25 protein-coding genes, 1 tRNA gene and 1 pseudogene are annotated in these 24,593 nt (G+C 60.3%); 17 read left to right on the plus strand and 10 right to left on the minus strand.

Features of this window, described 5'->3' with window-relative positions; genetic code table 11:
- Positions 1–11: 11 nt before the first annotated feature.
- A complete protein-coding gene (locus tag SLW75_RS11565) occupies positions 12–1,448 on the minus strand; it encodes a M48 family metalloprotease (RefSeq protein WP_410934501.1) in 1,437 nt (478 codons plus the stop codon).
- Between the two features lie 146 nt (positions 1,449–1,594).
- Between SLW75_RS11565 and SLW75_RS11570 the strand changes: the two genes are divergently transcribed.
- Both SLW75_RS11570 and SLW75_RS11575 read left to right on the plus strand, forming a co-directional pair.
- Positions 1,595–1,846, plus strand: coding sequence for a sulfurtransferase TusA family protein (locus SLW75_RS11570; RefSeq protein WP_065986752.1), 252 nt, complete (start codon positions 1,595–1,597; stop codon positions 1,844–1,846).
- A 37-nt stretch (positions 1,847–1,883) separates the two neighbouring features.
- Entirely contained in the window at positions 1,884–2,954 is a 1,071-nt protein-coding gene (locus SLW75_RS11575) for an AI-2E family transporter (RefSeq protein ID WP_065986753.1), read from the plus strand.
- A gap of 113 nt (positions 2,955–3,067) precedes the next feature.
- Here the strand turns inward: SLW75_RS11575 and SLW75_RS11580 are convergent, their stop codons facing one another.
- Both SLW75_RS11580 and SLW75_RS11585 read right to left on the minus strand, forming a co-directional pair.
- On the minus strand, positions 3,068–3,541 hold the full coding sequence (locus tag SLW75_RS11580) for a peroxiredoxin (protein ID WP_065986754.1): 474 nt from the start codon (positions 3,539–3,541) through the stop codon (positions 3,068–3,070).
- 10 nt (positions 3,542–3,551) lie between these two features.
- The gene (locus SLW75_RS11585; RefSeq protein ID WP_037014004.1) at positions 3,552–4,115 is read right to left on the minus strand and encodes a glycine cleavage system protein R; all 564 of its coding nucleotides are present in this window, start codon (positions 4,113–4,115) and stop codon (positions 3,552–3,554) included.
- A 313-nt stretch (positions 4,116–4,428) separates the two neighbouring features.
- Between SLW75_RS11585 and dapA the strand changes: the two genes are divergently transcribed.
- From dapA to SLW75_RS11615, 6 genes are all read left to right on the plus strand, one after another.
- Positions 4,429–5,307 carry a 4-hydroxy-tetrahydrodipicolinate synthase gene (gene dapA / locus SLW75_RS11590; protein WP_192132095.1) on the plus strand — a complete coding sequence of 293 codons (879 nt, stop codon included), beginning with the start codon at positions 4,429–4,431 and terminating at the stop codon, positions 5,305–5,307.
- Between the two features lie 17 nt (positions 5,308–5,324).
- Positions 5,325–6,440: an outer membrane protein assembly factor BamC gene (gene bamC / locus SLW75_RS11595; protein WP_410934502.1), complete on the plus strand. Its 1,116-nt coding sequence runs from the start codon at positions 5,325–5,327 to the stop codon at positions 6,438–6,440.
- Positions 6,441–7,199, plus strand: a complete 759-nt coding sequence (locus SLW75_RS11600; protein ID WP_065986758.1) for an MBL fold metallo-hydrolase — start codon at positions 6,441–6,443, stop codon at positions 7,197–7,199.
- Positions 7,200–7,259: 60 nt separating this feature from the next.
- Positions 7,260–7,973 carry a phosphoribosylaminoimidazolesuccinocarboxamide synthase gene (gene purC, locus SLW75_RS11605; protein ID WP_410934503.1) on the plus strand — a complete coding sequence of 238 codons (714 nt, stop codon included), beginning with the start codon at positions 7,260–7,262 and terminating at the stop codon, positions 7,971–7,973.
- A 104-nt stretch (positions 7,974–8,077) separates the two neighbouring features.
- Positions 8,078–8,167, plus strand: a tRNA-Ser gene (locus SLW75_RS11610).
- Positions 8,168–8,371: 204 nt separating this feature from the next.
- Positions 8,372–9,049, plus strand: a complete 678-nt coding sequence (locus tag SLW75_RS11615) for a class I SAM-dependent methyltransferase (protein ID WP_410934504.1) — start codon at positions 8,372–8,374, stop codon at positions 9,047–9,049.
- A 45-nt stretch (positions 9,050–9,094) separates the two neighbouring features.
- On the opposite strand, the gene SLW75_RS11620 is transcribed toward SLW75_RS11615, so the two are convergent.
- Positions 9,095–9,325 carry a DUF6555 family protein gene (locus SLW75_RS11620; RefSeq protein ID WP_410934505.1) on the minus strand — a complete coding sequence of 77 codons (231 nt, stop codon included), beginning with the start codon at positions 9,323–9,325 and terminating at the stop codon, positions 9,095–9,097.
- Between the two features lie 397 nt (positions 9,326–9,722).
- Between SLW75_RS11620 and SLW75_RS11625 the strand changes: the two genes are divergently transcribed.
- The 8 genes and pseudogenes from SLW75_RS11625 to SLW75_RS11660 all read left to right on the plus strand — a co-directional run bounded on the left by SLW75_RS11625 (position 9,723) and on the right by SLW75_RS11660 (position 19,096).
- Positions 9,723–11,411 (plus strand): NAD-dependent malic enzyme, encoded by a 1,689-nt coding sequence (locus SLW75_RS11625; protein ID WP_065986764.1) that lies wholly within the window; start codon positions 9,723–9,725, stop codon positions 11,409–11,411.
- 130 nt (positions 11,412–11,541) lie between these two features.
- Positions 11,542–13,167: pseudogene (locus tag SLW75_RS11630) on the plus strand (GMC family oxidoreductase).
- A gap of 196 nt (positions 13,168–13,363) precedes the next feature.
- Positions 13,364–15,013, plus strand: coding sequence for a phosphoethanolamine transferase (locus SLW75_RS11635; protein WP_410934506.1), 1,650 nt, complete (start codon positions 13,364–13,366; stop codon positions 15,011–15,013).
- A complete protein-coding gene (locus SLW75_RS11640) occupies positions 15,006–15,665 on the plus strand; it encodes a class I SAM-dependent methyltransferase (RefSeq protein WP_410934507.1) in 660 nt (219 codons plus the stop codon). The genes SLW75_RS11635 and SLW75_RS11640 overlap by 8 nt, the downstream gene beginning before the upstream one ends.
- 140 nt (positions 15,666–15,805) lie before the next feature.
- On the plus strand, positions 15,806–16,939 hold the full coding sequence (rnd, locus tag SLW75_RS11645; RefSeq protein WP_410934508.1) for a ribonuclease D: 1,134 nt from the start codon (positions 15,806–15,808) through the stop codon (positions 16,937–16,939).
- Positions 16,936–17,229, plus strand: coding sequence for a YcgL domain-containing protein (locus SLW75_RS11650; protein WP_065986773.1), 294 nt, complete (start codon positions 16,936–16,938; stop codon positions 17,227–17,229). The genes rnd and SLW75_RS11650 overlap by 4 nt, the downstream gene beginning before the upstream one ends.
- A 131-nt stretch (positions 17,230–17,360) precedes the next feature.
- Entirely contained in the window at positions 17,361–18,293 is a 933-nt protein-coding gene (locus SLW75_RS11655; protein ID WP_410934509.1) for a D-2-hydroxyacid dehydrogenase, read from the plus strand.
- Positions 18,294–18,646: 353 nt separating this feature from the next.
- Positions 18,647–19,096 (plus strand): YcgN family cysteine cluster protein, encoded by a 450-nt coding sequence (locus tag SLW75_RS11660; protein WP_410934510.1) that lies wholly within the window; start codon positions 18,647–18,649, stop codon positions 19,094–19,096.
- A gap of 62 nt (positions 19,097–19,158) precedes the next feature.
- Here SLW75_RS11660 and SLW75_RS11665 read toward each other — a convergent pair whose 3' ends face one another.
- The 4 genes from SLW75_RS11665 to SLW75_RS11680 form a co-directional block, all read right to left on the minus strand.
- Entirely contained in the window at positions 19,159–19,530 is a 372-nt protein-coding gene (locus SLW75_RS11665; protein ID WP_065986777.1) for a DUF2892 domain-containing protein, read from the minus strand.
- An 85-nt stretch (positions 19,531–19,615) separates the two neighbouring features.
- Positions 19,616–20,104: an RNA methyltransferase gene (locus tag SLW75_RS11670; RefSeq protein ID WP_410934511.1), complete on the minus strand. Its 489-nt coding sequence runs from the start codon at positions 20,102–20,104 to the stop codon at positions 19,616–19,618.
- A 156-nt stretch (positions 20,105–20,260) separates the two neighbouring features.
- Positions 20,261–20,632: a YajD family HNH nuclease gene (locus SLW75_RS11675; protein ID WP_037013952.1), complete on the minus strand. Its 372-nt coding sequence runs from the start codon at positions 20,630–20,632 to the stop codon at positions 20,261–20,263.
- Between the two features lie 70 nt (positions 20,633–20,702).
- Positions 20,703–21,389: a spermidine synthase gene (locus tag SLW75_RS11680; RefSeq protein ID WP_410934512.1), complete on the minus strand. Its 687-nt coding sequence runs from the start codon at positions 21,387–21,389 to the stop codon at positions 20,703–20,705.
- Between the two features lie 111 nt (positions 21,390–21,500).
- Between SLW75_RS11680 and SLW75_RS11685 the strand changes: the two genes are divergently transcribed.
- Entirely contained in the window at positions 21,501–21,788 is a 288-nt protein-coding gene (locus tag SLW75_RS11685) for a hypothetical protein (RefSeq protein WP_410934513.1), read from the plus strand.
- A gap of 16 nt (positions 21,789–21,804) precedes the next feature.
- Here SLW75_RS11685 and SLW75_RS11690 read toward each other — a convergent pair whose 3' ends face one another.
- Both SLW75_RS11690 and SLW75_RS11695 read right to left on the minus strand, forming a co-directional pair.
- Positions 21,805–22,272: a Crp/Fnr family transcriptional regulator gene (locus SLW75_RS11690; protein WP_369319715.1), complete on the minus strand. Its 468-nt coding sequence runs from the start codon at positions 22,270–22,272 to the stop codon at positions 21,805–21,807.
- A 118-nt stretch (positions 22,273–22,390) separates the two neighbouring features.
- Positions 22,391–24,448, minus strand: a complete 2,058-nt coding sequence (locus SLW75_RS11695) for a S9 family peptidase (RefSeq protein ID WP_410934514.1) — start codon at positions 24,446–24,448, stop codon at positions 22,391–22,393.
- Positions 24,449–24,593 lie beyond the last annotated feature (145 nt).

The raw sequence follows: 24,593 nt of genomic DNA on the forward strand, positions 1-24,593 counted from the left end.
TGTAGCTGACCTCAATTCATCATGTCCTTGACTGCCCGCTCCTGAGCGATGATTTCCTGCTGCCGCGCGTCGATGCGTGAGGCCAGCTGGAAGTTGTTGTTCGCCCGTCGCTTGGCAAATTCGAGCTGTTGAATCGCCTGCTTGAAATCGCCCATCAGCGCAAAATATTCCGCACGGGCCTGATGCAGGCCGATGGTGTTGCCGGACAGGCCGCGGGTGTCGGCCACCTGATTCCAGATGTCTGGATCGTCGGGGCGGCTCTTCAACAGAATCTCCAGAGACTTCAACGCCTCGGGCGCCTTGGACTGCTTGAGCAAAACGTCGACTTTCGCTTGATTCAGCGGGTAGTTGTCCGGATACAGGTTCAGCATTCGGTCCACCCGCTGTTGAGCATCGGGCAGGCGATTGTTGGAGATGTCCAGGTTCACGGCGGCGAGGTTGTAGGGAATGTTATCCGGGGCCTTGTCGAGCAAGGGCTTCAGTGTTTCGCGGCCCTCATTCAGCTGACCCGCCTTGGTCTGGGCTAGCGCCAGACCGTAGCGAGCAGCGTCGTTTTTCGGGTTCTCGGCCAGTTGCGCACGGAAACGCTTGGCGGCCATGCCGGGGGTTTCTTCGTAAATCAGCACGGTGCGTGCGCGCATCAATTGATACGCCGGGCTGTCTTCCTTGCCGCCGGGCTTGGCTTGTTCGGCGCGGTTGCGGGTGTCCGCGATACGGGATTCGGTCACCGGGTGGCTCATCAGGAATTCCGGCGGCTTGGCGTCATAGCGATACTGGCGTGCCAACCGCTCGAACATGGTGGGCATGTTGCGCGGGTCGTAGCCGGCCTTTTCCAGATTGAGGATGCCGATGCGGTCGGCTTCTGCTTCGTTCTGTCGGGAGAATCGCGCCTGCTCCTGAATCGCGGCAGCCTGGGTGCCGGCGATCGCGGCAATCCCCGCATCGCCCGCGCCCGCAGCGGCCATGACGATGCCGGCAAGCATCGCCGCCATTACCGGCACTTGCATGCGCTGTTGCGCCTGTACGCCCCTGGCAAAGTGCCGCTGCGACAAGTGAGCCAGTTCGTGGGCGAGGACCGCAGCGTATTCGCCTTCGGTTTCAGCGTGGAGGAACAACCCGCCGTTGACCCCGATGATCCCGCCGGGCGCTGCGAAGGCGTTGATCTCCGGGGTGTTGATCAGGATGAACTCGAGACGGCGGTCCTGCACCTGGCTGGTTTCAGCGAGCCGGCAAACCGACGATTCGACGAAGTCCTTGAGCAGCGGGTCGGACAGCTGTGCCACTTCAGAGCGCAGCAGCCCGAGCCAGGCACGCCCCAGGTCGTGTTCCTGCTGCGGAGAAACGATGGATGAACTCGCGTCGCCGAGGGAGGGCAGGTCGTCTTCTGCGAAACTCGGCGCTGCCAGCAGGCAGGCGAGGGTCAGCAGCGTGGGGCGCAAAAAATTCATGCACGAAACTCTGGGGCAGAAAGGCGTCACTGTAGCTGGCTCAATGGCTTGCTGACCAGAGTGGGGTATTCTGGAAAACTTGTAAGAATGTTCTTCCGCCCGTTGGCTTTTATGCGATGGCGGATGTGTCTATCCGGAGAGAAACGATGTCTGACGCTGTAGGACACCCCGCAGCCTGCGATGCAGAGCTGGACGCCAGCGGCCTCAATTGCCCGCTACCCTTACTCAAAGCCAAGATGGAGCTCAACCGTCTGGCCAGCGGCGCGGTGCTCAAAGTGACGGCCACCGACGCCGGCTCGCAGCGTGACTTCCGTACTTTCGCAAAACTGGCCGGGCACGCGCTGCTCCACGAAGAAAACGCTGACGGCATTTATCGGTATTGGCTACGCAAGGCCTGAGCGTTTCTGACCCCTCGCAACCCCCTTAGGATTTTTGATGTTCAAAGTGCTTCGCGACTGGATACAGCGCTACTTTTCCGACGAGGAAGCGGTAGTGCTGGCGGTGTTGTTGGTTCTGGGATTTACCGTTGTCCTCACCCTCGGCGGCATGCTCGCGCCGGTGCTCGCCGGGTTGGTGCTCGCCTTTCTGATGCAGGGGCTGGTCAACCTGCTCGAGCGTCTGCGGGTGCCCGAAGGCGGCGCCGTGGGGCTGGTCTTCGCTTTATTCATGGGGGCGCTGGCGCTGTTTCTGCTGGTGCTCGTGCCTTTGCTGTGGCGCCAGCTCATTACCTTGTTCAACGAATTGCCCGGCATGCTCGCCAAATGGCAGTCGCTGCTGTTGCTGCTGCCGGAGCGTTATCCGCATCTGGTGTCGGACGAGCAGGTCTTGCAGGCGATAGAAGTGGCTCGCGGCGAGGTCGGAAAGTTCGGGCAATGGGCGTTGACGTTTTCCCTGTCCAGCTTGCCGCTGCTGGTCAACATGATGATCTACCTGGTGCTGGTGCCGATCCTGGTGTTCTTCTTCCTTAAAGATCGTCGGATGATCAGCCGCTGGGCGAGGGGCTATCTGCCACGCGAACGTACGCTGATTACCCATGTGGCCGAGGAAATGAATCGGCAGATCGCCAACTACATTCGCGGCAAGGTCATCGAGATTTTCATCTGCGGCGGAGTGACCTACATCGCCTTCGTGACCATGGGCCTGAATTACTCGGCGTTGCTGGCGATGCTGGTGGGGATTTCGGTGGTGGTGCCCTATGTGGGCGCGGTGGTGGTGACGGTGCCCGTGGCGTTCATCGCGCTGTTCCAGTGGGGCTGGAGCGATCAGTTCATCTATCTGATGGCGGTCTACGGCATCATCCAGACCCTGGACGGCAACGTGCTCGTGCCACTGCTGTTCTCCCAGACCGTGAGCCTGCACCCGGTGGCAATCATCTGCGCCGTGCTGTTGTTCGGCGGGCTGTGGGGGTTCTGGGGGATTTTCTTTGCGATCCCGCTGGCGACCCTGTTCAAGGCCGTGCTGGATGCGTGGCCACGAAACGAACCGACGGTGGCGCCGTTGCTGTAAATGTTGCCGTGCTTTTGTAGGAGTGGGCTTGCTCGCGATCGGCGTCGTCATGGTCAACCTACGATGACTAAACGAACCCGATCGCGAGCAAGCTCACTCCTACATCATGGCGATCAAGCCTGGTTAAGCGCCTGAGCCGCTTCAAGCACCGCCGCCACATGCCCCGGCACCTTCACGCCGCGCCATTCCTTGCGTAGCACACCTTCCTTGTCGATCAGGAAGGTGCTGCGGTCGACGCCCAGGTATTCCTTGCCATACAGCTTTTTCAGCTTGATGACATCGAACAGCTGGCACAGCGATTCGTCCTTGTCCGAAATCAGCTCGAACGGGAATTCCTGCTTGGCCTTGAAGTTCTCGTGGGATTTCAGGCTGTCCCGCGACACACCGAACACCACCGTGTTGGCGGCCTTGAAGTCGGCGTGATGATCGCGAAAGCCCTGGCCCTGGGTGGTGCAGCCAGGGGTGCTGTCCTTCGGGTAGAAATAAAGGACGACCTGCTGACCCTTGAGCGCCGACAGGCTGACCGCCTGTTCGCTCGTGGCCTGCACCTGAAAGTCGGCAACGGGTTGGTCGAGTTCTACAGCCATTCGGGGCTCCTTACATCGGTGCTTGAGGGCGCCATGGTTCGATCAGCGCATCGAGGTTGAGGGCGTCGGCGAAGTCCAGGAACTGGTCACGCAGCCAGCTGATCTGGGTGCCGGCCGGCAATGTCACGGTGAACGTAGCGTTGAGCATGGTGCCGCCGGTCTGCGGTGCCTGATAGGTATCGCAGATCAAGTTTTCCAGCTCGACGTTGTGGTCGATGAAGAACTGGCACAGCTCGTTGATGATGTCCGGACGGTACGCTGAACTGACGTAGGCCACATAGGGCAGGGCTTCCGGACGGTTTTCCAGCGAAGCGCTGCGCACCACGTTGACGGTGAAGGCGTGTTTCTTCGCCAGGTTGGGCAGACCGGTTTCCAGACGCGCCAGGGCGTCCCAGCTGCCGGAGATCTGCAGGATCAGCGCGCTGCACTCACCGTGGCGAGTGAGGCGTGAGCTGACGACCGAGCAACGGCTTTCGTTACTGGCGCGGCACAGGACGTTGGTCAGCTCCATTGGGTTGGCGCCAAGGGCACTGATGACAAGGAATTGTTCGCGAACTGTGGGGATGGATGACATGCAGCATTCCTAAACGATGAGCGGTCGGTACGCAGCAGGCCTTTGCCGGCGGGCTCGACGGACGAAGGCATCGTGACGTCGCCCCGACCCACAGCCGGCAATCGCTGCCATGAGCCTGTCATGGCGCGCGATAACGACGCAGGGCGGGGTAAGTGACGTCAAAATCGAGCAGTCGAACGAGCCGGGCAGATGACCCGTACCGATCAAAGACCGAAGGGTAGCGAAAACCGGCGCCGAGGGGAATGCTCGCCTTGTGCAAGGATCATGGCGCCAGTACCATTACCGCTCTCTTTTTCCGGCAGGAGCGGTTTGCATGATTGCGGGCAGTATGGTGGCACTGGTCACACCCATGGATGCACAAGGTCGTCTCGATTGGGACAGCCTGAGCAAACTGGTGGACTTTCACCTGCAAGAGGGCACCAACGCCATTGTTGCCGTCGGCACCACCGGTGAATCCGCGACGCTCGACGTCAACGAGCACATCGAAGTCATCCGCCGCGTGGTTCAGCAGGTCGCTGGCCGCATTCCGGTCATCGCCGGCACAGGCGCCAACTCCACCCGCGAGGCGGTCGAACTGACCACCAACGCCAAGAACGCCGGTGCCGATGCCTGCCTGCTGGTCACCCCGTACTACAACAAGCCGACCCAGGAAGGCTTGTACCAGCACTTCAAGCACATCGCCGAAACCGTCGACATCCCGCAGATTCTGTATAACGTGCCGGGTCGTACTGCCTGCGACATGTCTGCCGAGACCGTCATCCGCCTGTCGAAAGTCAAAAACATCATCGCCATCAAGGAAGCCACCGGAGACCTGCAGCGCGCCAAGGATATTCTTGCCGGCGTGAGCAGCGACTTTCTGGTCTATTCCGGCGACGACGCGACTGCTGTCGAGCTGATGTTGCTCGGTGGCAAAGGCAATATTTCGGTCACCGCCAACGTCGCACCGCGCGCCATGGCCGACCTGTGCAAGGCCGCGATGGACGGTGACGCCGACACCGCCCGCGCCATCCACGAAAAACTGATGCCGCTGAACAAGACTCTGTTCATCGAATCGAACCCTATTCCCGTGAAATGGGCCCTGCATGAGATGGGTTTGATGCCAGACGGTATTCGTCTGCCACTCACCTGGCTCAGCGAGTCCTGCCACGAGCCGCTGCGTCAGGCCCTGCGCCAGTCCGGTGTATTGGTCTAATGAGGAAGCATTACGCAATGAAGCGACTGGCCGGACTTTCCGCACTAGCCTTGATTATCTCCAGCACCAGCGGTTGCAGCTGGCTTTTTGGCCAGGACGGTTATTTCCGCGATCGCAGCAGCGATTACCTGGAAGCGACCCAGAAGCCGCCGATGCAAATGCCCGAAGGCGTTCAGGAAGTCAAACGACTGGACCCGTTGCTGCCGATTCCGCGCAACGTTGCCGACGACACCCAGAAGGGTGAATTCACCGTGCCGCGTCCGCAACCGCTGACCACCGCTCAGGACTCCGGCGACTACACGCTGCAGAAGAGCGGCGACAACCGCTGGATTCTTGCCCAGCGCGCACCGGCTGAAGTCTGGCCAGTGGCGCATCAGTATTTCGAAGACAACGGTTTCCGCATCGCCGAAGATCGTCCGCAAACCGGTGAATTCAACACCACCTGGCAGCGCATGGACGAGTTGTCCGCATCGGTGGCCAAGCGCATGGGTTCGAGTGGCGATGCCGCCAACACCGAGACCCGCGTCCGCGTTCGTATCGAGCCGGGCGTGCAGCGCAACACCAGTGAAATCTATGTGGTCAGCGTGCAACGTCCGGCCGGCAGCCGTGATGATCCTGCATTCTCGTCGCGCAGCACTAACGTCGGCCTCGACTCCGTGCTGACCGATGACATGCTGGCAAGCCTGACCCGTACGGCCGAGAAGGGCGGTTCAGTGTCCCTGCTGGCGGCGCGTGATTTCGACACCCCAAGCCGTGTCTCTCTCAGTGAAGACGGCAGCGGCAACCCGGTGCTGAACCTGGGCGCAGACCTGGATCGGGCGTGGTCGAGCGTCGGCCGTGCGCTTAACCAGGGCGACTGGCGCGTTGAAGACATCAACCGCAGCTTGGGCCTGTACTACATCAACCTGGCGGAAAAAGCCGACAAGCCTGAAAACAAGCCTGGCTTCCTCAGCCGTGTGTTCGGCAGCGAAGAGTCCAAGGAAGAGAAAGAAGCCCGCGCCGAGCGTTATCAGGTTCGCCTGAGCAAGGTCGGCGAGAACGTTCAGGTAACGGTCGAGAAGAACATCAACACCGTGGCGCCGACGGAAGTCGCTCGTCGTGTGTTGAGCGTCATTCAGGACAACCTGGGTTAAGTGCGCTTCGCGGTTCTCGGCAGCGGCAGCCGTGGTAATGCCACGCTGGTTGCGAGCAACGACACGTATGTGCTGGTCGATTGCGGTTTCTCCTTGCGGGAAACCGAACGGCGGCTCGACAGGCTGGGCGTCAGCGGTAAACAGCTCAGCGCCATTCTAGTGACCCACGAACATGCCGATCATGTGCATGGCGTGGGTTTGCTGTCTCGGCGCTACGATGTGCCGGTGTACCTCAGCGACGGTACGCTGCGCGGCATGCGCAAACCGGTCGAAGCCGGTCTTCGGCTGGTGGGCGGGCAGGGGCTGCGCATTGGCGGTCTGGACATTGACGTGGTGTCGGTGGCTCACGATGCGCTGGAGCCCACGCAGTTCGTGTTCAATGACGGGCGCCGTCGCTTCGGCCTGTTGACCGACCTTGGCTCGTATTGCCCGATGGTGCTCGACAGCTACCGCGGCCTCGACGCGCTCATGGTCGAGTCCAATCACTGCCGCGATCTGCTCGCCCGGGGTCAGTACCCGTACTTTCTCAAGCAGCGGGTGGGTGGTGATCACGGTCATTTGAACAATCATCAGGCTGCCAGTCTGGTGAACGAGTTGGGATGGCAGGATCTTCAGCACCTGGTGCTGGCCCATCTGAGCAGCAAGAACAACCTGCCGCATCTGGCCCGGCAATGTTTCGTCGACACCCTTGGGTGCGACGAGGACTGGCTACAATTGGCCGATCAGGATTCAGGGCTCGACTGGCGCGAAATCGCCTAGCGTCCCAAACGGGCGACTCGCCCCCCATTATTCAGCCAGATTCAGCAAGCGGAGCCCATCATGGAAAAACGTGAAGAACTCTACCGCGGCAAAGCCAAGTCGGTTTACAAGACCGATGACGCTGACCGCTTGATCCTTGTGTTCCGCAACGACACCTCGGCGTTTGACGGCAAGCGCATCGAACAGCTCGACCGCAAAGGCTTGGTGAACAACAAGTTCAACGCCTTCATCATGCAGAAGCTGGAAGCCGCTGGCATTCCAACCCAGTTCGATAAACTGCTGGCCGACAACGAAGTGCTGGTCAAGAAGCTCGACATGATCCCGGTCGAATGCGTCGTGCGTAACTACGCCGCCGGCAGCCTGGTCAAGCGCCTGGGCGTGGAGGAGGGCGTGAAGCTCAACCCTTACACCTTCGAGCTGTTCCTGAAGGACGACGCCAAGGGCGACCCATTCATCAACGACTCCCACGTCGTCGCGTTCGGTTGGGGCACCGCCGAGCAACTGGTTCGCATGAAAGAGCTGTCCCTGAAGGTCAACGAAGTCCTGTCCAAGCTGTTCGACGACGCCGGCCTGCTGCTGGTCGACTTCAAGCTTGAGTTCGGCGTGTTCAGCGACGGCTCGATCGTCCTGGGCGACGAGTTCAGCCCGGACGGCTGCCGCCTGTGGGACAAAGAAACCCGCAAGAAAATGGACAAGGACCGCTTCCGTCAGGGCCTTGGCGATGTCATCGAAGCCTACGAAGAAGTCGCCCAGCGTCTTGGCGTACCGCTCTGATCCAACGCTTCACGCGGAAAACGCTGCAAGCATCTGAAAGAACGCGAAAAAATCCGTAAAAAGGGTTCGCGTTCTTCGGACGAACTGTTATGATGCGCGCCGTTGGAGAGATGCCGGAGTGGCCGAACGGGACGGATTCGAAATCCGTTGTACTGGCGACAGTACCTAGGGTTCAAATCCCTATCTCTCCGCCATTATTTGAAAAGCCCCAGAAGTTATGCTTCTGGGGCTTTTTCGTTTCCGCGATTTAAAAAAACCCCTCCAAAATCCGAGCTGCGCCCTGCGCACTTTACTTTTCCCAACCCCCGCCTACTCTCGATCTCACGCCCCTTCACGGTACGAGATCGCTCCACGCTCCATCCCCAATCCCTCAGCCCTTCCAGCCAGTCAGAGAAGCCATGACTACCATCCAACAGCTCAACGATTTCATCAGCAAGCCGGAGCTCAACGATTCGATCGCGCAGATCTGGACATTCATTGGCGAGCATTTCGAGCAGGCGCAGAGCACGTTGCCGGCGGAGCGGGCGATGCCGCGCAAGGAGTTGTCGTTTCATGATCATGTGCGGCTGCTGGGGTATCTGGCGCTGCTGGTCGAAGGCATCCCCGGTGATGTGGTGGAGATTGGCGTTTGGAAGGGCAAGTCGCTGGTGCTGATGAATGAGGTCTGCAACCGCGAGCGCCGCATCATCGGGATTGATCCCTTTGAGCTGCCCAATCAGTTTGAAGAGTTCAGTTACTACCAGGAGAAGCTGTTCTCGAACGCTCTGGTGCTGAGGGGCTATTCAGAGTTAAGTGCCGAGCGCTTCTACAACCTGTCGCCGAAGGTGGCGCTGTTACACATCGATGGCGGCCATGCCGGGCGCAATGTGCTGTTGGATTTCCTGCTGTATTCGCCCAGCGTCGTACCGGGTGGCTTTATTGTGTTCGACGACTACGGCGACTTCCAGCATTCACCTGAAGTCGGCCCGGCTGTGGACCTGCTTCGCGCGACGGGCTATTTCAAGGGATTCAACGTGATTGGGTGTGTGCATGGCTTTGAGGCGAGCTATGTGATTCAGCGCGTTGGACAGGCCTGACCACGGCATCAAAAAAGTGGGTAGATCGGCTTGGATGGCAATCAATCACACCCACTCCCCCCAGCGCACGTCCGTCAAACCGTAGCGGCGACCATGGGCCATCAACGCTGTCAGCTCCTCCCGAGTCTTGGACAGGTTGTGCAGCACGCCTATGCCTGCGTGCAGACAGGCGTAATACCAGGGGTCTGATTCGTCCAGCACTGAGTCGGGTTGGAGAAATACTCGGTGCTCGCCCAGAAAGCGGTAGTGGATGCGAAAGATGCGCTGGCCTGACATTAATATCTCCGTTTTGATATCAATGTGACTGCAATGGCTCATCGCCAGTTCAATGTGTAAGGCATTTCGTGTCTCGGTCGAGGGTGACCGTGGTCGAAAGAGCTTTGCTCGAAACGGTCGATTTGCCATAACGTCGTTTTTACTGTGACCCGCCACGGCCTGCTGGTTCCCGATGCACGGCCAGTTTCTGACCGTTTGGACGACTTGGCTCCATCATTTCGCAATCGTAGGGCGACAAAATGTCGCAATCGTTTTCAGGCGAGTAAGATAGGCACCCTGTTTTTACCCCCCTATTTCTTCGGACGGATCCTGCGTTGAGCGTCGTATACATCGACCTCCGGGGCATCGTTTCGACGACGTATTGATAGAGCAAACAGAGAAAAGGCGATCACTGCAAATGACCAAGACCTCGCGACCTTTATATATTTCCTATGCCGGCCCTTCGTTGCTGGAAATGCCGCTGCTCAACAAGGGCAGTGCGTTCACACCCCAAGAGCGCATCGATTTCAACCTGGTCGGCCTGCTGCCCCAGAACGTCGAAACCATCGAAGAGCAGGTCACCCGCGTTTACAACCAGTACCAGCAATGTGCGAGCGACCTGGATAAACACATTTACTTGCGCTCGATTCAGGACAACAACGAAACCCTGTTCTTCCGCCTGCTGGATTCGCACCTCGACGAGATGCTGCCGATCATTTACACCCCGACCGTGGGTCAGGCGTGTCAGGAATTCTCGAAGATCTACCGCACCCACCGCGGGCTGTTCATTTCCTACCCCGAGCGCGACCGCATCGACGATATCCTGCGCAGCGCAACGAAAGATCGCATCAAAATCATCGTGGTGACGGACAGCGAGCGCATCCTCGGCCTGGGCGATCAGGGCATTGGCGGCATGGGCATCCCAATCGGCAAGCTTTCGCTGTACACCGCGTGCGGCGGCATCAGCCCGGCGTACACCTTGCCGATCGTGCTCGACGTGGGCACCAACAACAAAGAGCTGCTGGACGACCCGATGTACATGGGCTGGCGCCACGAGCGCGTGACTGGCAAGGAATACGACGACTTCATCGCCCTGTTCATCGAGGCCGTTCAGCGCCGCTGGCCGGACGTGCTGCTGCAGTTCGAAGACTTCGCCCAGACCAACGCCATGCCGTTGCTGGAGAAGTACCGCGACGAGTTGTGCTGCTTCAACGACGACATTCAGGGCACCGCGTCGGTTGCCGTGGGTACGTTGCTGGCGGCGTGCAAGGCCAAGCACGAAACACTGGGCCAGCAGCGGGTGGTGTTCCTGGGCGCGGGTTCGGCGGGTTGCGGGATTGCCGAGCACATCATTGCGGCCATGGTGATCGAAGGTCTGAGCGAAGCCGAAGCGCGCAAGCGCGTGATGATGGTCGACCGCTTCGGGTTGCTGACCGACGGCATGGACAACTTGCTGGACTTCCAGAAGAACCTCGCGCAGAAGTCTGCCGACGTAGCGGGCTGGTCGAGCGGTGAGGGTTCGCCCGAGTTGCTGGACGTGGTCGCCAATGGCAAGCCGACTGTGTTGATCGGCGTGTCCGGCCAACGCGGCCTGTTCACCGAGCAAGTCATCCGCGAGATGCACAAGCACTGTGCCAAGCCGCTGGTGATGCCGCTGTCCAACCCCACCTCGAAGGTCGAAGTCACCCCGCAGGAAGTGCTGACCTGGACCAACGGCGATGCGCTGGTCGCGACCGGCAGTCCGTTTGCCCCGGTCACCGTAGGTGATCGCACGTTCCACATCGCGCAGTGCAACAACTCCTACATTTTCCCGGGCATCGGCCTGGGTGTTGTGGCGTCGAAAGCCACGCGCATCACCGACAAAATGCTGATGGCGGCTTCCAATGCGCTGGCCGAATGCTCGCCGATGGTGACGGGCAAAGGTGACGCTGTGCTGCCGCCGCTGAAGGAGATTCAACAGGTGAGCAAGAAGATTGCGTTGGCCGTGGCCAAGCAGGCTCAAGCTGAAGGCATGGCGCTGGAGACCACCGAAGAAATGCTCGTCGAAGCCATCGAGCGTCACTTCTGGATGCCGAACTACCGCAGCTACCGTCGCAGCGCGGTATAATCGCACAGCCACTGACGGCAAACGCTTCACCCCGGACCGCCCCATGGAAACATGCGGCGGTCTTTTGTTTCGTGGCGAAAAACTTCAGGATGGGGCCTGCATAAAAACAAAAAATATCAGCGAGGGACGCATGCAAACGGACGTCGGTCTTCATGACTACATCATCGTCGGCGCAGGCCCGGCGGGCTGCCTGCTGGCCAATCGGCTGTCGCAGAATCCTGCTCATCGGGTCCTGCTGCTTGAAGCCGGCGGCCAGGACAATTACGCCTGGATTCATGTGCCGGTGGGTTACCTCTACTGCATCGGCAATCCGCGCACCGACTGGTGCTTCAAAACCGAAGCGGAGCCCGGCCTCGGCGGACGCGCGCTCAACTATCCCCGCGGCAAAGTACTGGGCGGCTGCTCGTCCATCAACGGCATGATCTACATGCGCGGGCAGGCCCGGGACTACGACGGGTGGGCGGAGCAGGGCAACACGGGCTGGGGCTGGAGTGACGTCCTGCCAATCTTCAAACGCTCGGAAAACCATTACGCCGGCGACTCGGACCTTCACAGCGCGAACGGTGAGTGGCGTGTCGAGCAGCAGCGTCTTTCATGGTCGTTGCTGGATGCGTTCCGTGAAGCGGCGGCTCAAACCGGCATCCCGTCGATCCCCGACTTCAATGGCGGCGACAACGAAGGGTGCAGCTATTTTCAGGTGAATCAACGGCGCGGTGTGCGCTGAAACGCGTCCAAGGCATTTCTCCGTCCGGCATTGAAGCGGCCGAACCTGACGGTAATCACAGGCGCGGAAGTGTCGCGCGTCGTGTTCGAAAACAGTCGAGCCAGCGGGGTGATTGCTCGCGTCAACGGGCAGGAACAGACGCTTCGCGCGCGACGGGAAATCATCCTTTGCTGCGGCGCCATCGGCTCGCCCATGGTCCTGCAACGCTCCGGCATCGGGCCGCGGCCATTGCTCGAAAAGCTCGGCATTGGCGTTCGGCATGAGCTCCCCGGGGTTGGCGCGAATCTGCAGGATCACCTGCAGTTGCGCCTGATCTACAAGGTCACCAATGGCCAGACGTTGAACCAGATGGCCGGCAGTCTGTGGGGCAAGATGAACATGGGGCTGCGCTACGCCTTCAATCGCAGTGGGCCGTTGGCAATGGCGCCGAGTCAGCTGGGTGCTTTTGCGCGCTCGGGGCCGGAGCAGGCGAGCGCCAATCTCGAATACCACGTGCAGCCCTTGTCTCTTGAGCGGTTCGGCGAACCGCTTCACGGCTTCCCTGCATTCACGGCGTCAGTGTGCGACTTGCGCCCGCAGAGCCGTGGGACGGTGGAGGTCCGTTCGGCGCTGGCCGATGCCGCGCCGGTCATTCGGCCGAATTATTTGAGTCACGAGACCGATCTCAAAGTCGCTGCCGACGCCATTCGCCTGACCCGTCGCATCGCCGCCGCGCCTGCGCTCGCTCGCTTCGAGCCGGTGGAGTACCTGCCCGGCGCGGGCCTGCAAACCGAGGAAGAACTGCGTGAGGCCGCCAGCGTCATAGGCACGACGATCTTTCACCCGGTCGGCACCTGCAAGATGGGACAGGGCCGCGACGCTGTGGTCGACGAACGCCTGCGCGTGCACGGCATCACCGGCTTGCGCGTGGTGGACGCGTCGATCATGCCTAACATCACCTCCGGCAACACCTGCTCGCCGACCGTGATGATCGCCGAGAAGGCGGCGCAGATGATTGTTGAGGATGCAGCGGCGCAGACCTGTTCGGCATAAAGCTTGATCGGCTACTGAAGACTTGGCTGATTTCCTGCGGCTTGCACCGCAGGATCCTATCGAATAAGCAACAAACCCACCCCACCATTCGTTCTCATCCTTTTCACAAAAAATTGATGGCCAGATGCCTAAAGTTCGCGGCATCGGCGGGGTTTCCTCCGCGTTTATATTCTCATTTCCACCCAAGCAGACTTTTATGCTGAACGTCAAAGCAGTTCGCCCCGAGCTTGTGACAGTGCTTGCCAGTGCGTTTTTATTGATCGGGTTTAACCTGACCCTCTGGCAGCATTTATTTGCAGTTACTGACTCTGATGGTAAGGGCCTGTTGTTGCGTTGTGCTTTTGCGCTGATGGTATTTTGTGCGTTTAATATTTTCTTCACGCTGTTGGCGTTCAGGCGCGTATTAAAACCGGTGCTGATCGTTATCTTTTTCGTCAGCGCCGGCGTGGCTTACTTCATGAGCCAATACGGCGTGATGATTGATTCGGGGATGTTTAGAAACTTCGCTGAAACCAATGTCACGGAAGTACGCGATTTGCTCTCGTTGAAGTTGCTCGCCTATTTGTTTTTTCTGGGTGTGGTGCCGTCGTTCATTCTTTTCAAAACACCGATTGCCTATCGCCGCTGGCCCCGTGAGTTGCTCAGTAAGGCGTTGGTGTCCGTGGTGTGCGCGGTCGCCATTGGCGGTGTTGCGTTGATGAATTACCAGGGGCTGTCGTCGCTGTTTCGCAATCACCACGAGTTGCGCCTGATGGTGGTGCCAAGCAACTACCTGGCAGCGTCCGTGGGTTACTTGAGCGAGCAGGTCAAGTCGGCGCAGCGGCCGTTCTTAAGCATCGGTCAGGACGCCAAACTTGCCAGCGACTGGCAGCAGCACAAGCGCAAGTCGCTGACCGTGCTGGTGGTGGGTGAAAGCGCGCGGGCGGAGAACTTCGGCATCCTGGGTTACAACCGCGATACCACGCCCCAGCTGAGCAAGGAGCGCGGCCTGCTCACCTTTACGGATGTGCATTCCTGCGGCACGGAGACGGCGGTGTCGGTGCCGTGCATGTTTTCCAACATGGGCCGCAAGGATTACAACGCAACCACCGCGCGCAATGAAGAAGGCATGCTTGATGTATTGAAACGCGCCGGGCTGGATGTGATCTGGCGGGACAACCAGTCGGGCTGCAAGGGTACCTGCGACCGGGTGACGTTGCAGGATGTCAGCAATCTCAAGGACCCGGCGCTGTGCGCCAACAACGAGTGTCGCGATGAGATCCTGTTGCAGGGCCTGCAGAAGTTCATCGACACACTGGACAAGGACACCGTGCTGGTCCTTCATCAGATGGGCAGTCATGGCCCTGAGTACTTCAAGCGTTATCCAAAAGAATTCGAGAAGTTCACCCCGGTGTGCGAAAGCAATGCGCTGAATAACTGTTCCCGGGAAAGTATCGTCAACGGTTATGACAATACATTGCTCTACACCGACCATGTACTGGCGTCGCTGATTGATATTCTTCGCAGCAATCAGGGCAAAGTGGACACGGCCATGGTGTATTTGTCCGACCACGGTGAGTCACTGGGTGAATACAACCTGTTCCTGCATGGCACGCCTTATGTGCTGGCGCCCGATCAACAGAAACATGTCCCGATGATTGCCTGGTTCTCCGAGAACTATCAGCAGTCATTCGCAGTGGATACCCATTGCCTGCAAAAAGAGCGCAATGCCCCTCTCAGTCAGGACAACCTGTTCCATTCGATGTTGGGTCTGCTGCAAGTGCAGACAAAGGTCTATAACCCGGCGCTGGACATGTTCGCGGGTTGTCGGGGGATTTATACGGACGGGGTACTGGCCAATGAGTGAGCCCCTCGGCAAAAAAATACACGTCGACGCATACGTGGGCGGGCACGAACACACCCTCAGTCGACGTCTGAGTCTGTGGCGCGATGCGCAACTGGCACGGAGGGCGTTGCGTGATGCGGGCGAGCCTGGACTGGTGCTGGACGTGCCGTCGGGTTCGGGGCGTTTCTGGCCGGTGCTGGCCGAACACGCCAATCGGGTGATACTCGCGGCCGATCCGTCTACCGACAGGCTGGCGCTCGCCGAGGCGCAGTCATCCAACGAAGTGCGCAAGCGCATCCGCACATTCCAGAGCTCGGCGTTTTCCATCGGCCTGTCCGGCAACGCGGTGGACTGCATTTTCTGCATGCGATTGTTCCATCACCTGGCCGACAGCGAAAAACGCGGCGCGATTCTCGACGAGTTCCACAGGGTAACCCGCGACACGGCCATCGTCGGGCTGTGGGTGGACGGTAACGTCAAAGCCTGGCGTCGCAAACGGCAGCAGGGTCGACTGGACGCCGGCATGTCTGCGCCCCGCAATCGATTTGTGGTGTGCCGTAGCGACATTGAATCCGAGTTCGCGCGGGCGGGTTTTAGGATCGTCGCTCACCACGACTTTCTGCCCGGCTACGCCATGTGGCGTGTGTACGTGCTGCGCAAGGCGGGCCAGTGATCAGTGATCGGATGGACGGTCGTTGCCGCGGCGGCTATTTGCGCGCTTCAAAGATGAAGTTGTTCGAGACTTGCAGGACGGATGCCCGGTAACCGCTTGTAGCGATATATACTGCGCGCCATTCTTCGAGGGAGAGCCGTGTGGCCATCGATATTCACTGGATTCGCGACGACCATAGCCTCGCCGAACATTGCGCACAGTGGCAGACCCTGTCCTACGTCGCGCTCGACACCGAATTCATGCGGGTCGACACCTTTTATCCCATCGCCGCGCTGTTGCAGATCGGCGACGGTTCACGCGCTTACCTGATCGACCCGTTGCTGATAAGCGACTGGAGACCTCTGGCCGCGCTGCTGGAAAACCCTGACGTCATCAAAGTCGTTCACGCCTGCAGCGAGGACCTCGAGGTGCTGTTGCGCCTGACCGGCAGTCTGCCGGCGCCGCTGTTCGACACGCAACTGGCTGCGGCCTACCTGAACCTCGGGTTCTCGATGGGTTATTCGCGTCTGGTCCAGGAAGTGCTGAACATCGACCTGCCGAAAGGCGAGACCCGTTCTGACTGGCTGCAGCGCCCACTTTCGGAAACCCAGATCAGCTACGCCGCCGAAGACGCCGTGCACCTGGCGGAGGTGTACAACCTGCTGCGTCCGCGTCTGTCCGATGAAAAGTACGCCTGGGTGCTGGAGGACGGTGCCGAGCTGGTCGCCAATCTGCGCCGCGAAACCGATCCGTATGACGCTTACCGCGACGCCAAGCTGGCGTGGAAGCTGTCCCGGGCGCAACTCGCCGTGCTGCGTGAGCTCTGTGCCTGGCGCGAGCAGCAGGCGCGCCTGCGCAATCAGCCACGCAACCGCGTGTTGCGCGAGCACTCGCTGTGGCCGCTGGCAAAATCCCAGCCGGACAACCTCTCCGCGCTGGCGAAAATCGATGATATGCACCCCAAGACCGTGCGTCAGGACGGCGAGTTTCTGCTCGACCTGATCAAAAAAGCCGGCAGCGTGTCGCCGGATCTGTGGCCGCCCGCGTTGCCGGAGCCGTTGCCGATCGAGGCTTCAAGCGTGCTGAAGAGCTTGCGCGTCATTGGCCAGCAGCAAGCCGAGCGCCTCGACATGGCCCCGGAATTGATGCTGCGCAAAAAGACCCTCGAAGCCCTGCTCAAGACCGGTTACCCAGACGGTCCCTATAAATTGCCCGAATCGCTGCGTGGCTGGCGCCGCGAATTGATGGGCCAGATGCTGCTCGACAGCCTGGCCAATGCCGGAGAACAGCCTTGAAACATATTTGCTCCATCTACCGCAGCCCGCGCAGGAACGAAATGTACCTGTATGTCCTCAAGAGCGACGCTCTGGAGCGTGTGCCTGAAGAATTGCTGACTGCGTTCGGCAAGCCGCAGCACGCTTTCAACCTGGTCCTGTCGCCAGAACGCGCTCTGGCCCGTGAAGACATTCATGCGGTGCTCGCCAACCTGGAAAAGCAGGGTTACCACCTGCAGATGCCACCGGCCGAAGACGATTACATCGAGCACTTGCCCGAAGAGCTGCTGCGCCGCAACGATCCGATGTGATCGATTTCTGACCCTGCAATCCACCGCAGGGGTACACCGGACCGTCGCATGCGTCAGACCTGACCGGCTCAATCGAGCGCGGTCCGGAACGCTGCGCGGTCGCATGCCCCGTTTATTCGAGTTTTGAAGCCATGCGCGTTCTGATCGCCGAACACGATTATCCCGTTTACACCGAACTCCTCCGCCAGGCGGCCCCCGAAATCGAAGTGTTGAGCAGCGGTCACTCCGCTGAACTGTCGAAAATGGCCGCCGAGGCGCCGATCTGGCTCGGTCAGCCTGACCTGCTGGCGAATCTGCTGCGCCAGGGCCACAAACCGAAATGGCTGCAATCGACCTGGGCCGGCATCACGCCGCTGCTGGCAGACGGGCTGTACCGCGACTATCAACTGACCCGCGCCGTCGGCATCTTCGGTCAGGTGATGGCTGAGTTCGTGCTGACCTACATGCTGGTGCATGAGCGTGAGGTGCTGGCGCGGTTGGTCAGTCAGGTCGAGCGCAAGTGGGACAACCGCATGGGCCGCAGCCTGTCCGGACGCAAGGCGTTGATCGTGGGGACGGGCGACATTGGCCGCTGCGTGGCGCAGTTCCTCGTGCCGTTCGGCGTTGAGCTGTATGGCGTTGCGTCGAGTGCGCGGACTGAGGCGCCGTTCGTTGAGGTGGCTGCGCTGGATGACCTGCCGCGTCTGGTGGCCGAGGTTGATTTCGTCATCAATCTGCTGCCCAACACGCCGCAGACCCAGGACCTCTACAACGCCAAACTGTTTGCCGGCTTCAAGCCCTCGGCGTTGTTCATCAACGTCGGGCGGGGCACGGCGGTGGTGGATGCGGATCTGGTCGAAGCGCTGAAAGAAGGGCATCTGGCGGGGGCGGTCATTGACGTCTGCCGGCAGGAGCCATTGCCCCAGCGTCACCCGTTCTGGACGGCATGGGGCCTGTTGCTCACCGGTCACAGCTCGGCGCCGACCTCGCCGCCGGCGATGACCCAGCTGTTCGTGGACAACCTCAAGGCCTACACCGCCGGCGAGGCGTTACGCGGCGAAGTGGATTTCGCCAAGGGGTATTGAGCACTTCCCGGCTGAAACCGGTCCTGCTGACACAGCGATGAGTGGGACCGGCTTCAGCCGGGAAGAGGCCGGTGTGTACGCCATCCATTTTGCGGCGTGGCCCCCGAAGCCTTCCCGGCTAAAGCCGGTCCCACTAAAACCCAGCGTCCAGTCCTTACAAACTGAAATCCCCCTCAGCCGCCAGCTCAGCCAGCGGCCGACGCGGGCTCGGCGTTTCGCGGACCGCATTACCCCGCCAAAGCAGGTCCAGCCGGAGAACGCGTTTTACCGACAGTCGCCAATGCTTGGCCCAAATGACTTGTGCCTCTAGACTGGCGGCCTTTCATTGCCCCACAGCTGTTTGCGCGAGAATCATGGCCGCCTTCGTAGAACCCTTCTGGATACGCAAAACCCTCGAGCAGCTCGATGCAGTCGAGTGGGAGTCGCTGTGTGACGGCTGCGGTTTGTGCTGTCTGCAAAAGCTCGAGGACGAGGACGACGGCAGCGTTTATTACACGCGCATTGCCTGCAAGCTGCTGGATCTGAAGACCTGCGCCTGCACTGACTACCCGAATCGTCGCGCCCAGGTCCCGGACTGCATTCAGCTGACGCCGGGAAAGGCTGATGAATTCAAGTGGTTGCCGCCCACCTGCGGCTATCGGCTGGTCAGCGAGGGCAAGGACTTGCCGCTCTGGCACCACCTGGTGTGCGGGGACCGGGAACAGGTGCACAAGCAGCGTATTTCTCAGTCCGGCCGCATGCTCAGTGAAGGCAGCGTGCCGGAGGACGACTGGGAGGATTACCTGATTTTTCGCGCGGGCTAAAGCAAAAAGCTCGTGAGGCTGTCGGTTCAGCCGTCACGAGCTTGCGTGCGATGCAGCGTGGATCAGACGCCTTTCGGACCTTTCAACGCGTCGGCGCCGGTGTCGACAGCGTCTTCTACAGCGACTTCAGCCTTGGTCTTCAGCTTGCTCAGCTCGGCGCCGGCTTCTTCGATGCGCGAACGGGCCACGTCCATCTCGCTGCGGCTCTTGTCGATCAACGCTTTCGCCGAGCAGTGGCCAGTGATGCCACGGGCCAGTACGGCGCCGCCGATTGCCAGTTGCACCAGACCAAAGATCCCGCCGCGGCGCAGACCCTTGCCCATCATCAGTACACCACCTGCCAGCGAGCCGATACGCTCCCAGCCCTGTACGTTCTGCTCCGGGTAGTCGTGCAAAGGTCGTTCGATGCGTTCAATGATCGGGGTGTCGCTCATGATGCGTTCTCCGTGAAAGGTAGGGTCCTTAAAGCTGACTGTCAGCAGCGCAAACTGTTCAATGCGTTTTGTCAGCGCGCGGACGTCAGGTGCGATCGGTTTCCCGTCCGAACTGCGGGCCGGAGCGGGTGTTGATGCCTTTGGCCATGCGGTCGTAAAGCACGACATTGACCGTCGCGGCGAGGTTCATGCAGCCCGTCGTGGGGATGTACACCACGTCTTCGCACCAATCGCGGATGTCCTTATCCAGTGAACCGTCCTCCGGGCCGAATATGTAAATCGCGCGATCCGGGTGGGTGTACTCGGGCAACGCCCGTGCGCCTTCGACCAATTCCACGGCCACCGGCACACAGCCCAGCGGGATGATCTTTCTTAGGTCATCGATGCCGATCAGCGGAATGTCCTGATGAATCTTTTTGGTGTCGGTGACGAAATCACGCGCACGCTCATAGCGCTTGCCGGTATAGAACACCGACGCCACGCCATAGCAGCCTGCTGCGCGCATCACCGAACCGACGTTTTCCGGGGATTTGGGATTGAACAAGCCGATGCAGGCATAGCGTTTGTTGGCCACGGGGGAGGGTGCTCATCAGAGAAAGCGCAGGATTATAGGGGAAAGAAGCAGCGGCCAGCTTCAAGCTTTAAGCTGCAAGAGGCGGTTAAGGGTGGCCCGACAAACGCCGCTGTGCTTTTACTTGCCGCTTGCCGCTCAAAACTTGCAGCTCGTCTTCTAGTCCTTCTTCATCAACCCGGCCAGCGCGGCGAACGGGTTGTGGGTGGCCTTGGCGGTTTTCGGGCTGCTGGTCGAGCTTTCCGAGAAGTACTGCTGATCGGTGTAACGCGAGTGTTCGTTGTCGTGGCAGTACAGACACAGCAGCTCCCAGTTGGAGCCGTCCTGGGGATTGTTGTCGTGGTTGTGGTCGCGGTGGTGAACGGTCAACTCGCTGAGGCGTTTACCGGCAAATTCCCGGGCGCAGCGGCCGCAGACGTGGGGGTACATGCGCAGGGCTTTGTCGCGGTAACCCATTTCGCGATCACGCTGGGCGTCGGCGAGGATGCGGTCCAGTTTGGAAGTGTTGGTTGGCGTGTTGGCCGAACTCATGGCGTCACCTGTTTCGTGTTCTGTTGGCGATGGAGAGCAATGCAGGCAAGTCTAGCGCTTTGCCCGTCGATCAGCCCTTCAGTTTTTCAGCGATCCAGATGGTATGCCGTGTGCCCTTGTTGCCGTGGGCGTAGACCTTGACCTCTTCAGCCTTGAAACCGGCCTTGCGCAGTTTGTCGCTGAAGGCCGCATCGGCGCTGGCGGACCACACGGCCAGCACGCCTTTTGGGCGTAGCGCGCTGGCACAGGCCGCAAGACCGCCGGCCGAATACAGCCAGCTGTTGGACTTTTGCGTCAGGCCTTCGGGGCCGTTGTCGACGTCCAGCATGATCGCGTCAAAGCCCTGGGGTTCGGCTTTCAGCACTTGAGCGACGTCCTGTATCACCACCTTGGCGCGCGGGTCCTGCAACGGATTGCCCGATTTCTCACCCAATGCGCCGCGGTTCCACTCCACCACGCCGGGCACCAGTTCGGCGACCACCACTTCGCCGTTCTTGCCCAGGTGCTTGAGTGCCGACGCCAGGGTGAAGCCCATGCCAAGCCCGCCGATCAGCACCCGAGGGTTGAGGCGGGCAGCGACCTTCTTGCAGGGAATTTCGGCCAGGGCGTCTTCGGAGCCGTGCATGCGCGTGTTCATCAACTGGCCGCCGTCGCCGCCCTGTATCTTGATGACAAAATCTTCGCCGTACTCGAACAGGCACAAGGCGCCGCCGTCATCAGGGATCGGAGTGGTGTCGAGCAGAACAAAACGTTTCATGGATAACTCGTCAAAAGGGTAGGGCCGCATGCAGCGCAATTTGTCAGAGCGCGATGGGTTGCGCAGGAGTAGCCTGAGCGGTAAGCGAAAGATTGGCAGGGGAGGCCAACGATGAAGTGCTCCATTCTACTGACGATTGTCATCACTGTGCTCGGCGCGTCGCAAGCGTCTGCCGAGAGCCTGCAGCCTGTTCTGAATACACCCGAGCCCATCGCGGCTTCCGAGGGTTCGCCCGGCACCGCGACGCCAACGCCGTACCCGCAAGTGGCACCGCCGGGCGTTCCCCATGCAGGCGGGCAAGGCAACCCGCCGTTATTGCCGAAGATTCCCCAGCCAGGTCCGCCAAAGGACGATGAGGCATTGCCCGGCTTGCAGCCGTCGGCCAAGCCCAGTCCCTGACTCACGCTCGACGCTCTCAATCGTGCTGCGTCACCACCTGGCCGTCCATCATGCGCAGCCGCTTCGACATGGCCACCGCGATCGCGCGGATGATCTTCGCCGCCACTTTCGGTGCCTCGTTGAGCATCTTTTCCAGCGAATCCTTGCCAAGGTTCAGCAGGTAGCACGACGATGCGGCGATGCATGTGGCCGAGCGGCGTTCGCCGTCCAGCACCGCCATTTCGCCAAACGCTCTGCCGCTGCGCAGTACGGCGGTCTCCACCGGTTGGCCGTCGCTGTTGAGCTTCTGCACCGACACCGTGCCCGAATGAATAATGCACATGAACGTGCCCGCGTCGCCTTCGTTGAAGATCGCGTCGCCCTTTTCAATGCTGCTGATGCTGAAGTACCCCGCAGCGGCGGCGAATTCTGCAGGCGTCAGGGCTATGAACAGACCGCAGTCCATCAGCATGTCGCGGATTTCTTTGTTGAGTAATGTAGACATGGCGAGTTCTTGTTGAGTGTTCAGGGAGATTGCGTGAAGCACTGGCTGGCGTGAGAGCAGCCCCGGACTTTACAGCGTCCGGGGCTTGCCATGTGACACACCACTCGCGCAGATTTGGTTAGGCCATATTCAGCACTTTCAGAATAAATCCGTATTCGAGTGCTACGTCACGCAATCCCTGATAGCGCCCGCTCATGCCACCGTGGCCTGCACCCAGTTCGGTCTTGAGCAACAGCAGGTTATCGTCGGTTTTTAGATCACGCAGTTTTGCCACCCACTTGGCCGCCTCCCAATACTGCACGCGACTGTCGTTATAGCCCGCGATCACCAGCATGGCCGGATAATCCTGCGCTATGACATTTTCATAAGGCGCGTAGGCCTTGATCCGCGCGTGAACATCGGCCTCCTGCGGGTTGCCCCACTCGTCGTACTCGGTGACGGTCAGGGGCAGATCAGGGTCGAGCATGGTGTTCAGGACATCGACGAACGGCACTTCAGCGATGGCCGCCTTGAACAGCTCCGGACGCTGGTTCACTACCGCGCCGATCAACAGGCCGCCGGCGCTGCCGCCGCTTATGACCAACTGCTGGGCAGTGGTGATGCTCTCCGCGATCAAGTGTTCGGCACAGGCGATGAAGTCACTGAAAGTGTTTTGCTTGTGCTCTTGCTTGCCGTTGCGGTACCAGGCCTCGCCCAGCTCACCGCCGCCGCGCACATGGGCAATGGCGAAAGCGATGCCGCGATCAAGCAGGCTCAGTCGCGCGTGGGAAAACCACGGGTCGAGGCTTTCGCCGTACGCGCCATAGCCGTACAGATACAGCGGAACGGTCTGACCGGCCAATTCGCGCTTGACCACCAGGCTGATCGGCACTTGCGTACCGTCGGCGGCGGTCGCCCACAATCGCTGGCTGACGTAGGCATCGGCATCGAAAACACCCAGAACAGGCGTTTCCTTGAGTACGATTTTTTCCCCGGTGGCCAGCAACAATTGCCAGACCTGCGGCGGACGATTTAGCGACTGATAGCGCAGGCGAATCTTGTCGCTGTCGAATTCAAGGGTGTCCTGCACATACAGGTTGTACGCCGCATCCGGCAGTTGCACGCGGTACGCCGGCAGCCCCTGGGGATGCACTTCGACGATCGGCAAACCGCCTTCGCGCAGGCTCAAGGTCAGGCCTTTGGCGTTGAGGCTGAAACCGTCGAGCATGACCGTCTCGCTGTGGGCAATCAGGTTCTGCCAGTCGCTCCGCTCCGGGATGCCATCGCTTTTTTCCGGAGCGTTGTACAGCGCGAAGTTGATGCCGTCCTGATTGCTGCGGATGACCCAGCTCCACTTGCCCTCAATCAGCCCGTGGTCCACTGAGTATTCGTGCCCCTCGCTGCGCGGCGCCATGCACACGAACGCCTGCTCGGGTGTACCGGCGTCCAGCACCCAGGCCTCGCTGGTGGTCTTGCTGTCCAGCCCGACGATCAACTGCCGCTCCGAGCTGCTGCGGTAGCAATGCAGGAAGAAGCGCCCGTCAGGCTCGCTGAACACCAGCTCGGCGGATGCTTCGCCCAGCTTGTGGCGATACAGCTTGTGCGGACGGTGAGTGTCGTCCAGTTCGCCGAAGAACAGGGTCTGGCTGTCGTTGGCCCAGGTCATGCTGCCGTCGCAGTCTTCGAACGGCAGGCTGCTGACCGCGCCGCTGCTCAGCTCTTTGACGTACAGCTGATAAACCTCCTCGCCGCTGGTGTCGAGGCTGTAGGCCAGGCGCCGATGGTCGGGGCTGATGCTGAACGCGCCGAGGGAGAAGAAGCCACCGCCCGCCAGTTCGTTCGGGTCGAGCAGCAATTCTTCAGCGCTTTCGTCGAGGGTCTGGGAGTCATCGGCCGGGCGCGGGCAGCGGTAGTGACGGGCGTATTCGTCGCCTTCGGTGGTCCGGGTGTAATAAAGATACGAGCCCCAGGGGGAGGGCAGGGACAGATCGGTTTCGAGGATGCGGCCCTTGATCTCCTGGAACAGGGTTTCGCGCAACGGCTGCAGGTCGGCGAGCTGCTGTTCCTGCCAGGCGTTCTCGGCCTTGAGGTAATCGAGCACTTCATCGGTGTCGCGGTTTTGCAGCCAGGCGTACGGGTCGGCGCCGTCAGCCTTGCGGGCGACGGGGGCGGTGGCAGTGTGTGGGGCGGAAGGCATGCTGGGCTCTCTCACGTGGGCTCATTTAAAAGGGATCGGTCGCGCTGCCCTTTGCTGGACACGCGGCGGACCGATAACTGAAGCCGGGGAAGCCGGGCTGGTGAAAAGTCGTTATCATAAGCGCCTCTTTACCTGCCTTACCACG

Source organism: Pseudomonas sp. W5-01 (assembly GCF_046540435.1).
Classification (GTDB): Bacteria; Pseudomonadota; Gammaproteobacteria; order Pseudomonadales; family Pseudomonadaceae; genus Aquipseudomonas; species Aquipseudomonas graminis_B.

Excerpts from the sequence above, each read along its gene's own strand:
- SLW75_RS11565 (WP_410934501.1), bottom strand. The coding sequence starts at position 1,448 with ATGAATTTTTTGCGCCCCACGCTGCTGACCCTCGCCTGCCTGCTGGCA.
- SLW75_RS11570 (WP_065986752.1), top strand. The coding sequence starts at position 1,595 with ATGTCTGACGCTGTAGGACACCCCGCAGCCTGCGATGCAGAGCTGGAC.
- SLW75_RS11575 (WP_065986753.1), top strand. The coding sequence starts at position 1,884 with ATGTTCAAAGTGCTTCGCGACTGGATACAGCGCTACTTTTCCGACGAG.
- SLW75_RS11580 (WP_065986754.1), bottom strand. The coding sequence starts at position 3,541 with ATGGCTGTAGAACTCGACCAACCCGTTGCCGACTTTCAGGTGCAGGCC.
- SLW75_RS11585 (WP_037014004.1), bottom strand. The coding sequence starts at position 4,115 with ATGTCATCCATCCCCACAGTTCGCGAACAATTCCTTGTCATCAGTGCC.
- dapA (WP_192132095.1), top strand. The coding sequence starts at position 4,429 with ATGATTGCGGGCAGTATGGTGGCACTGGTCACACCCATGGATGCACAA.
- bamC (WP_410934502.1), top strand. The coding sequence starts at position 5,325 with ATGAAGCGACTGGCCGGACTTTCCGCACTAGCCTTGATTATCTCCAGC.
- purC (WP_410934503.1), top strand. The coding sequence starts at position 7,260 with ATGGAAAAACGTGAAGAACTCTACCGCGGCAAAGCCAAGTCGGTTTAC.
- SLW75_RS11615 (WP_410934504.1), top strand. The coding sequence starts at position 8,372 with ATGACTACCATCCAACAGCTCAACGATTTCATCAGCAAGCCGGAGCTC.
- SLW75_RS11620 (WP_410934505.1), bottom strand. The coding sequence starts at position 9,325 with ATGTCAGGCCAGCGCATCTTTCGCATCCACTACCGCTTTCTGGGCGAG.
- SLW75_RS11625 (WP_065986764.1), top strand. The coding sequence starts at position 9,723 with ATGACCAAGACCTCGCGACCTTTATATATTTCCTATGCCGGCCCTTCG.
- SLW75_RS11635 (WP_410934506.1), top strand. The coding sequence starts at position 13,364 with ATGCTGAACGTCAAAGCAGTTCGCCCCGAGCTTGTGACAGTGCTTGCC.
- SLW75_RS11640 (WP_410934507.1), top strand. The coding sequence starts at position 15,006 with ATGAGTGAGCCCCTCGGCAAAAAAATACACGTCGACGCATACGTGGGC.
- SLW75_RS11655 (WP_410934509.1), top strand. The coding sequence starts at position 17,361 with ATGCGCGTTCTGATCGCCGAACACGATTATCCCGTTTACACCGAACTC.
- SLW75_RS11660 (WP_410934510.1), top strand. The coding sequence starts at position 18,647 with ATGGCCGCCTTCGTAGAACCCTTCTGGATACGCAAAACCCTCGAGCAG.
- SLW75_RS11665 (WP_065986777.1), bottom strand. The coding sequence starts at position 19,530 with ATGAGCGACACCCCGATCATTGAACGCATCGAACGACCTTTGCACGAC.
- SLW75_RS11675 (WP_037013952.1), bottom strand. The coding sequence starts at position 20,632 with ATGAGTTCGGCCAACACGCCAACCAACACTTCCAAACTGGACCGCATC.
- SLW75_RS11680 (WP_410934512.1), bottom strand. The coding sequence starts at position 21,389 with ATGAAACGTTTTGTTCTGCTCGACACCACTCCGATCCCTGATGACGGC.
- SLW75_RS11685 (WP_410934513.1), top strand. The coding sequence starts at position 21,501 with ATGAAGTGCTCCATTCTACTGACGATTGTCATCACTGTGCTCGGCGCG.
- SLW75_RS11690 (WP_369319715.1), bottom strand. The coding sequence starts at position 22,272 with ATGTCTACATTACTCAACAAAGAAATCCGCGACATGCTGATGGACTGC.
- SLW75_RS11695 (WP_410934514.1), bottom strand. The coding sequence starts at position 24,448 with ATGCCTTCCGCCCCACACACTGCCACCGCCCCCGTCGCCCGCAAGGCT.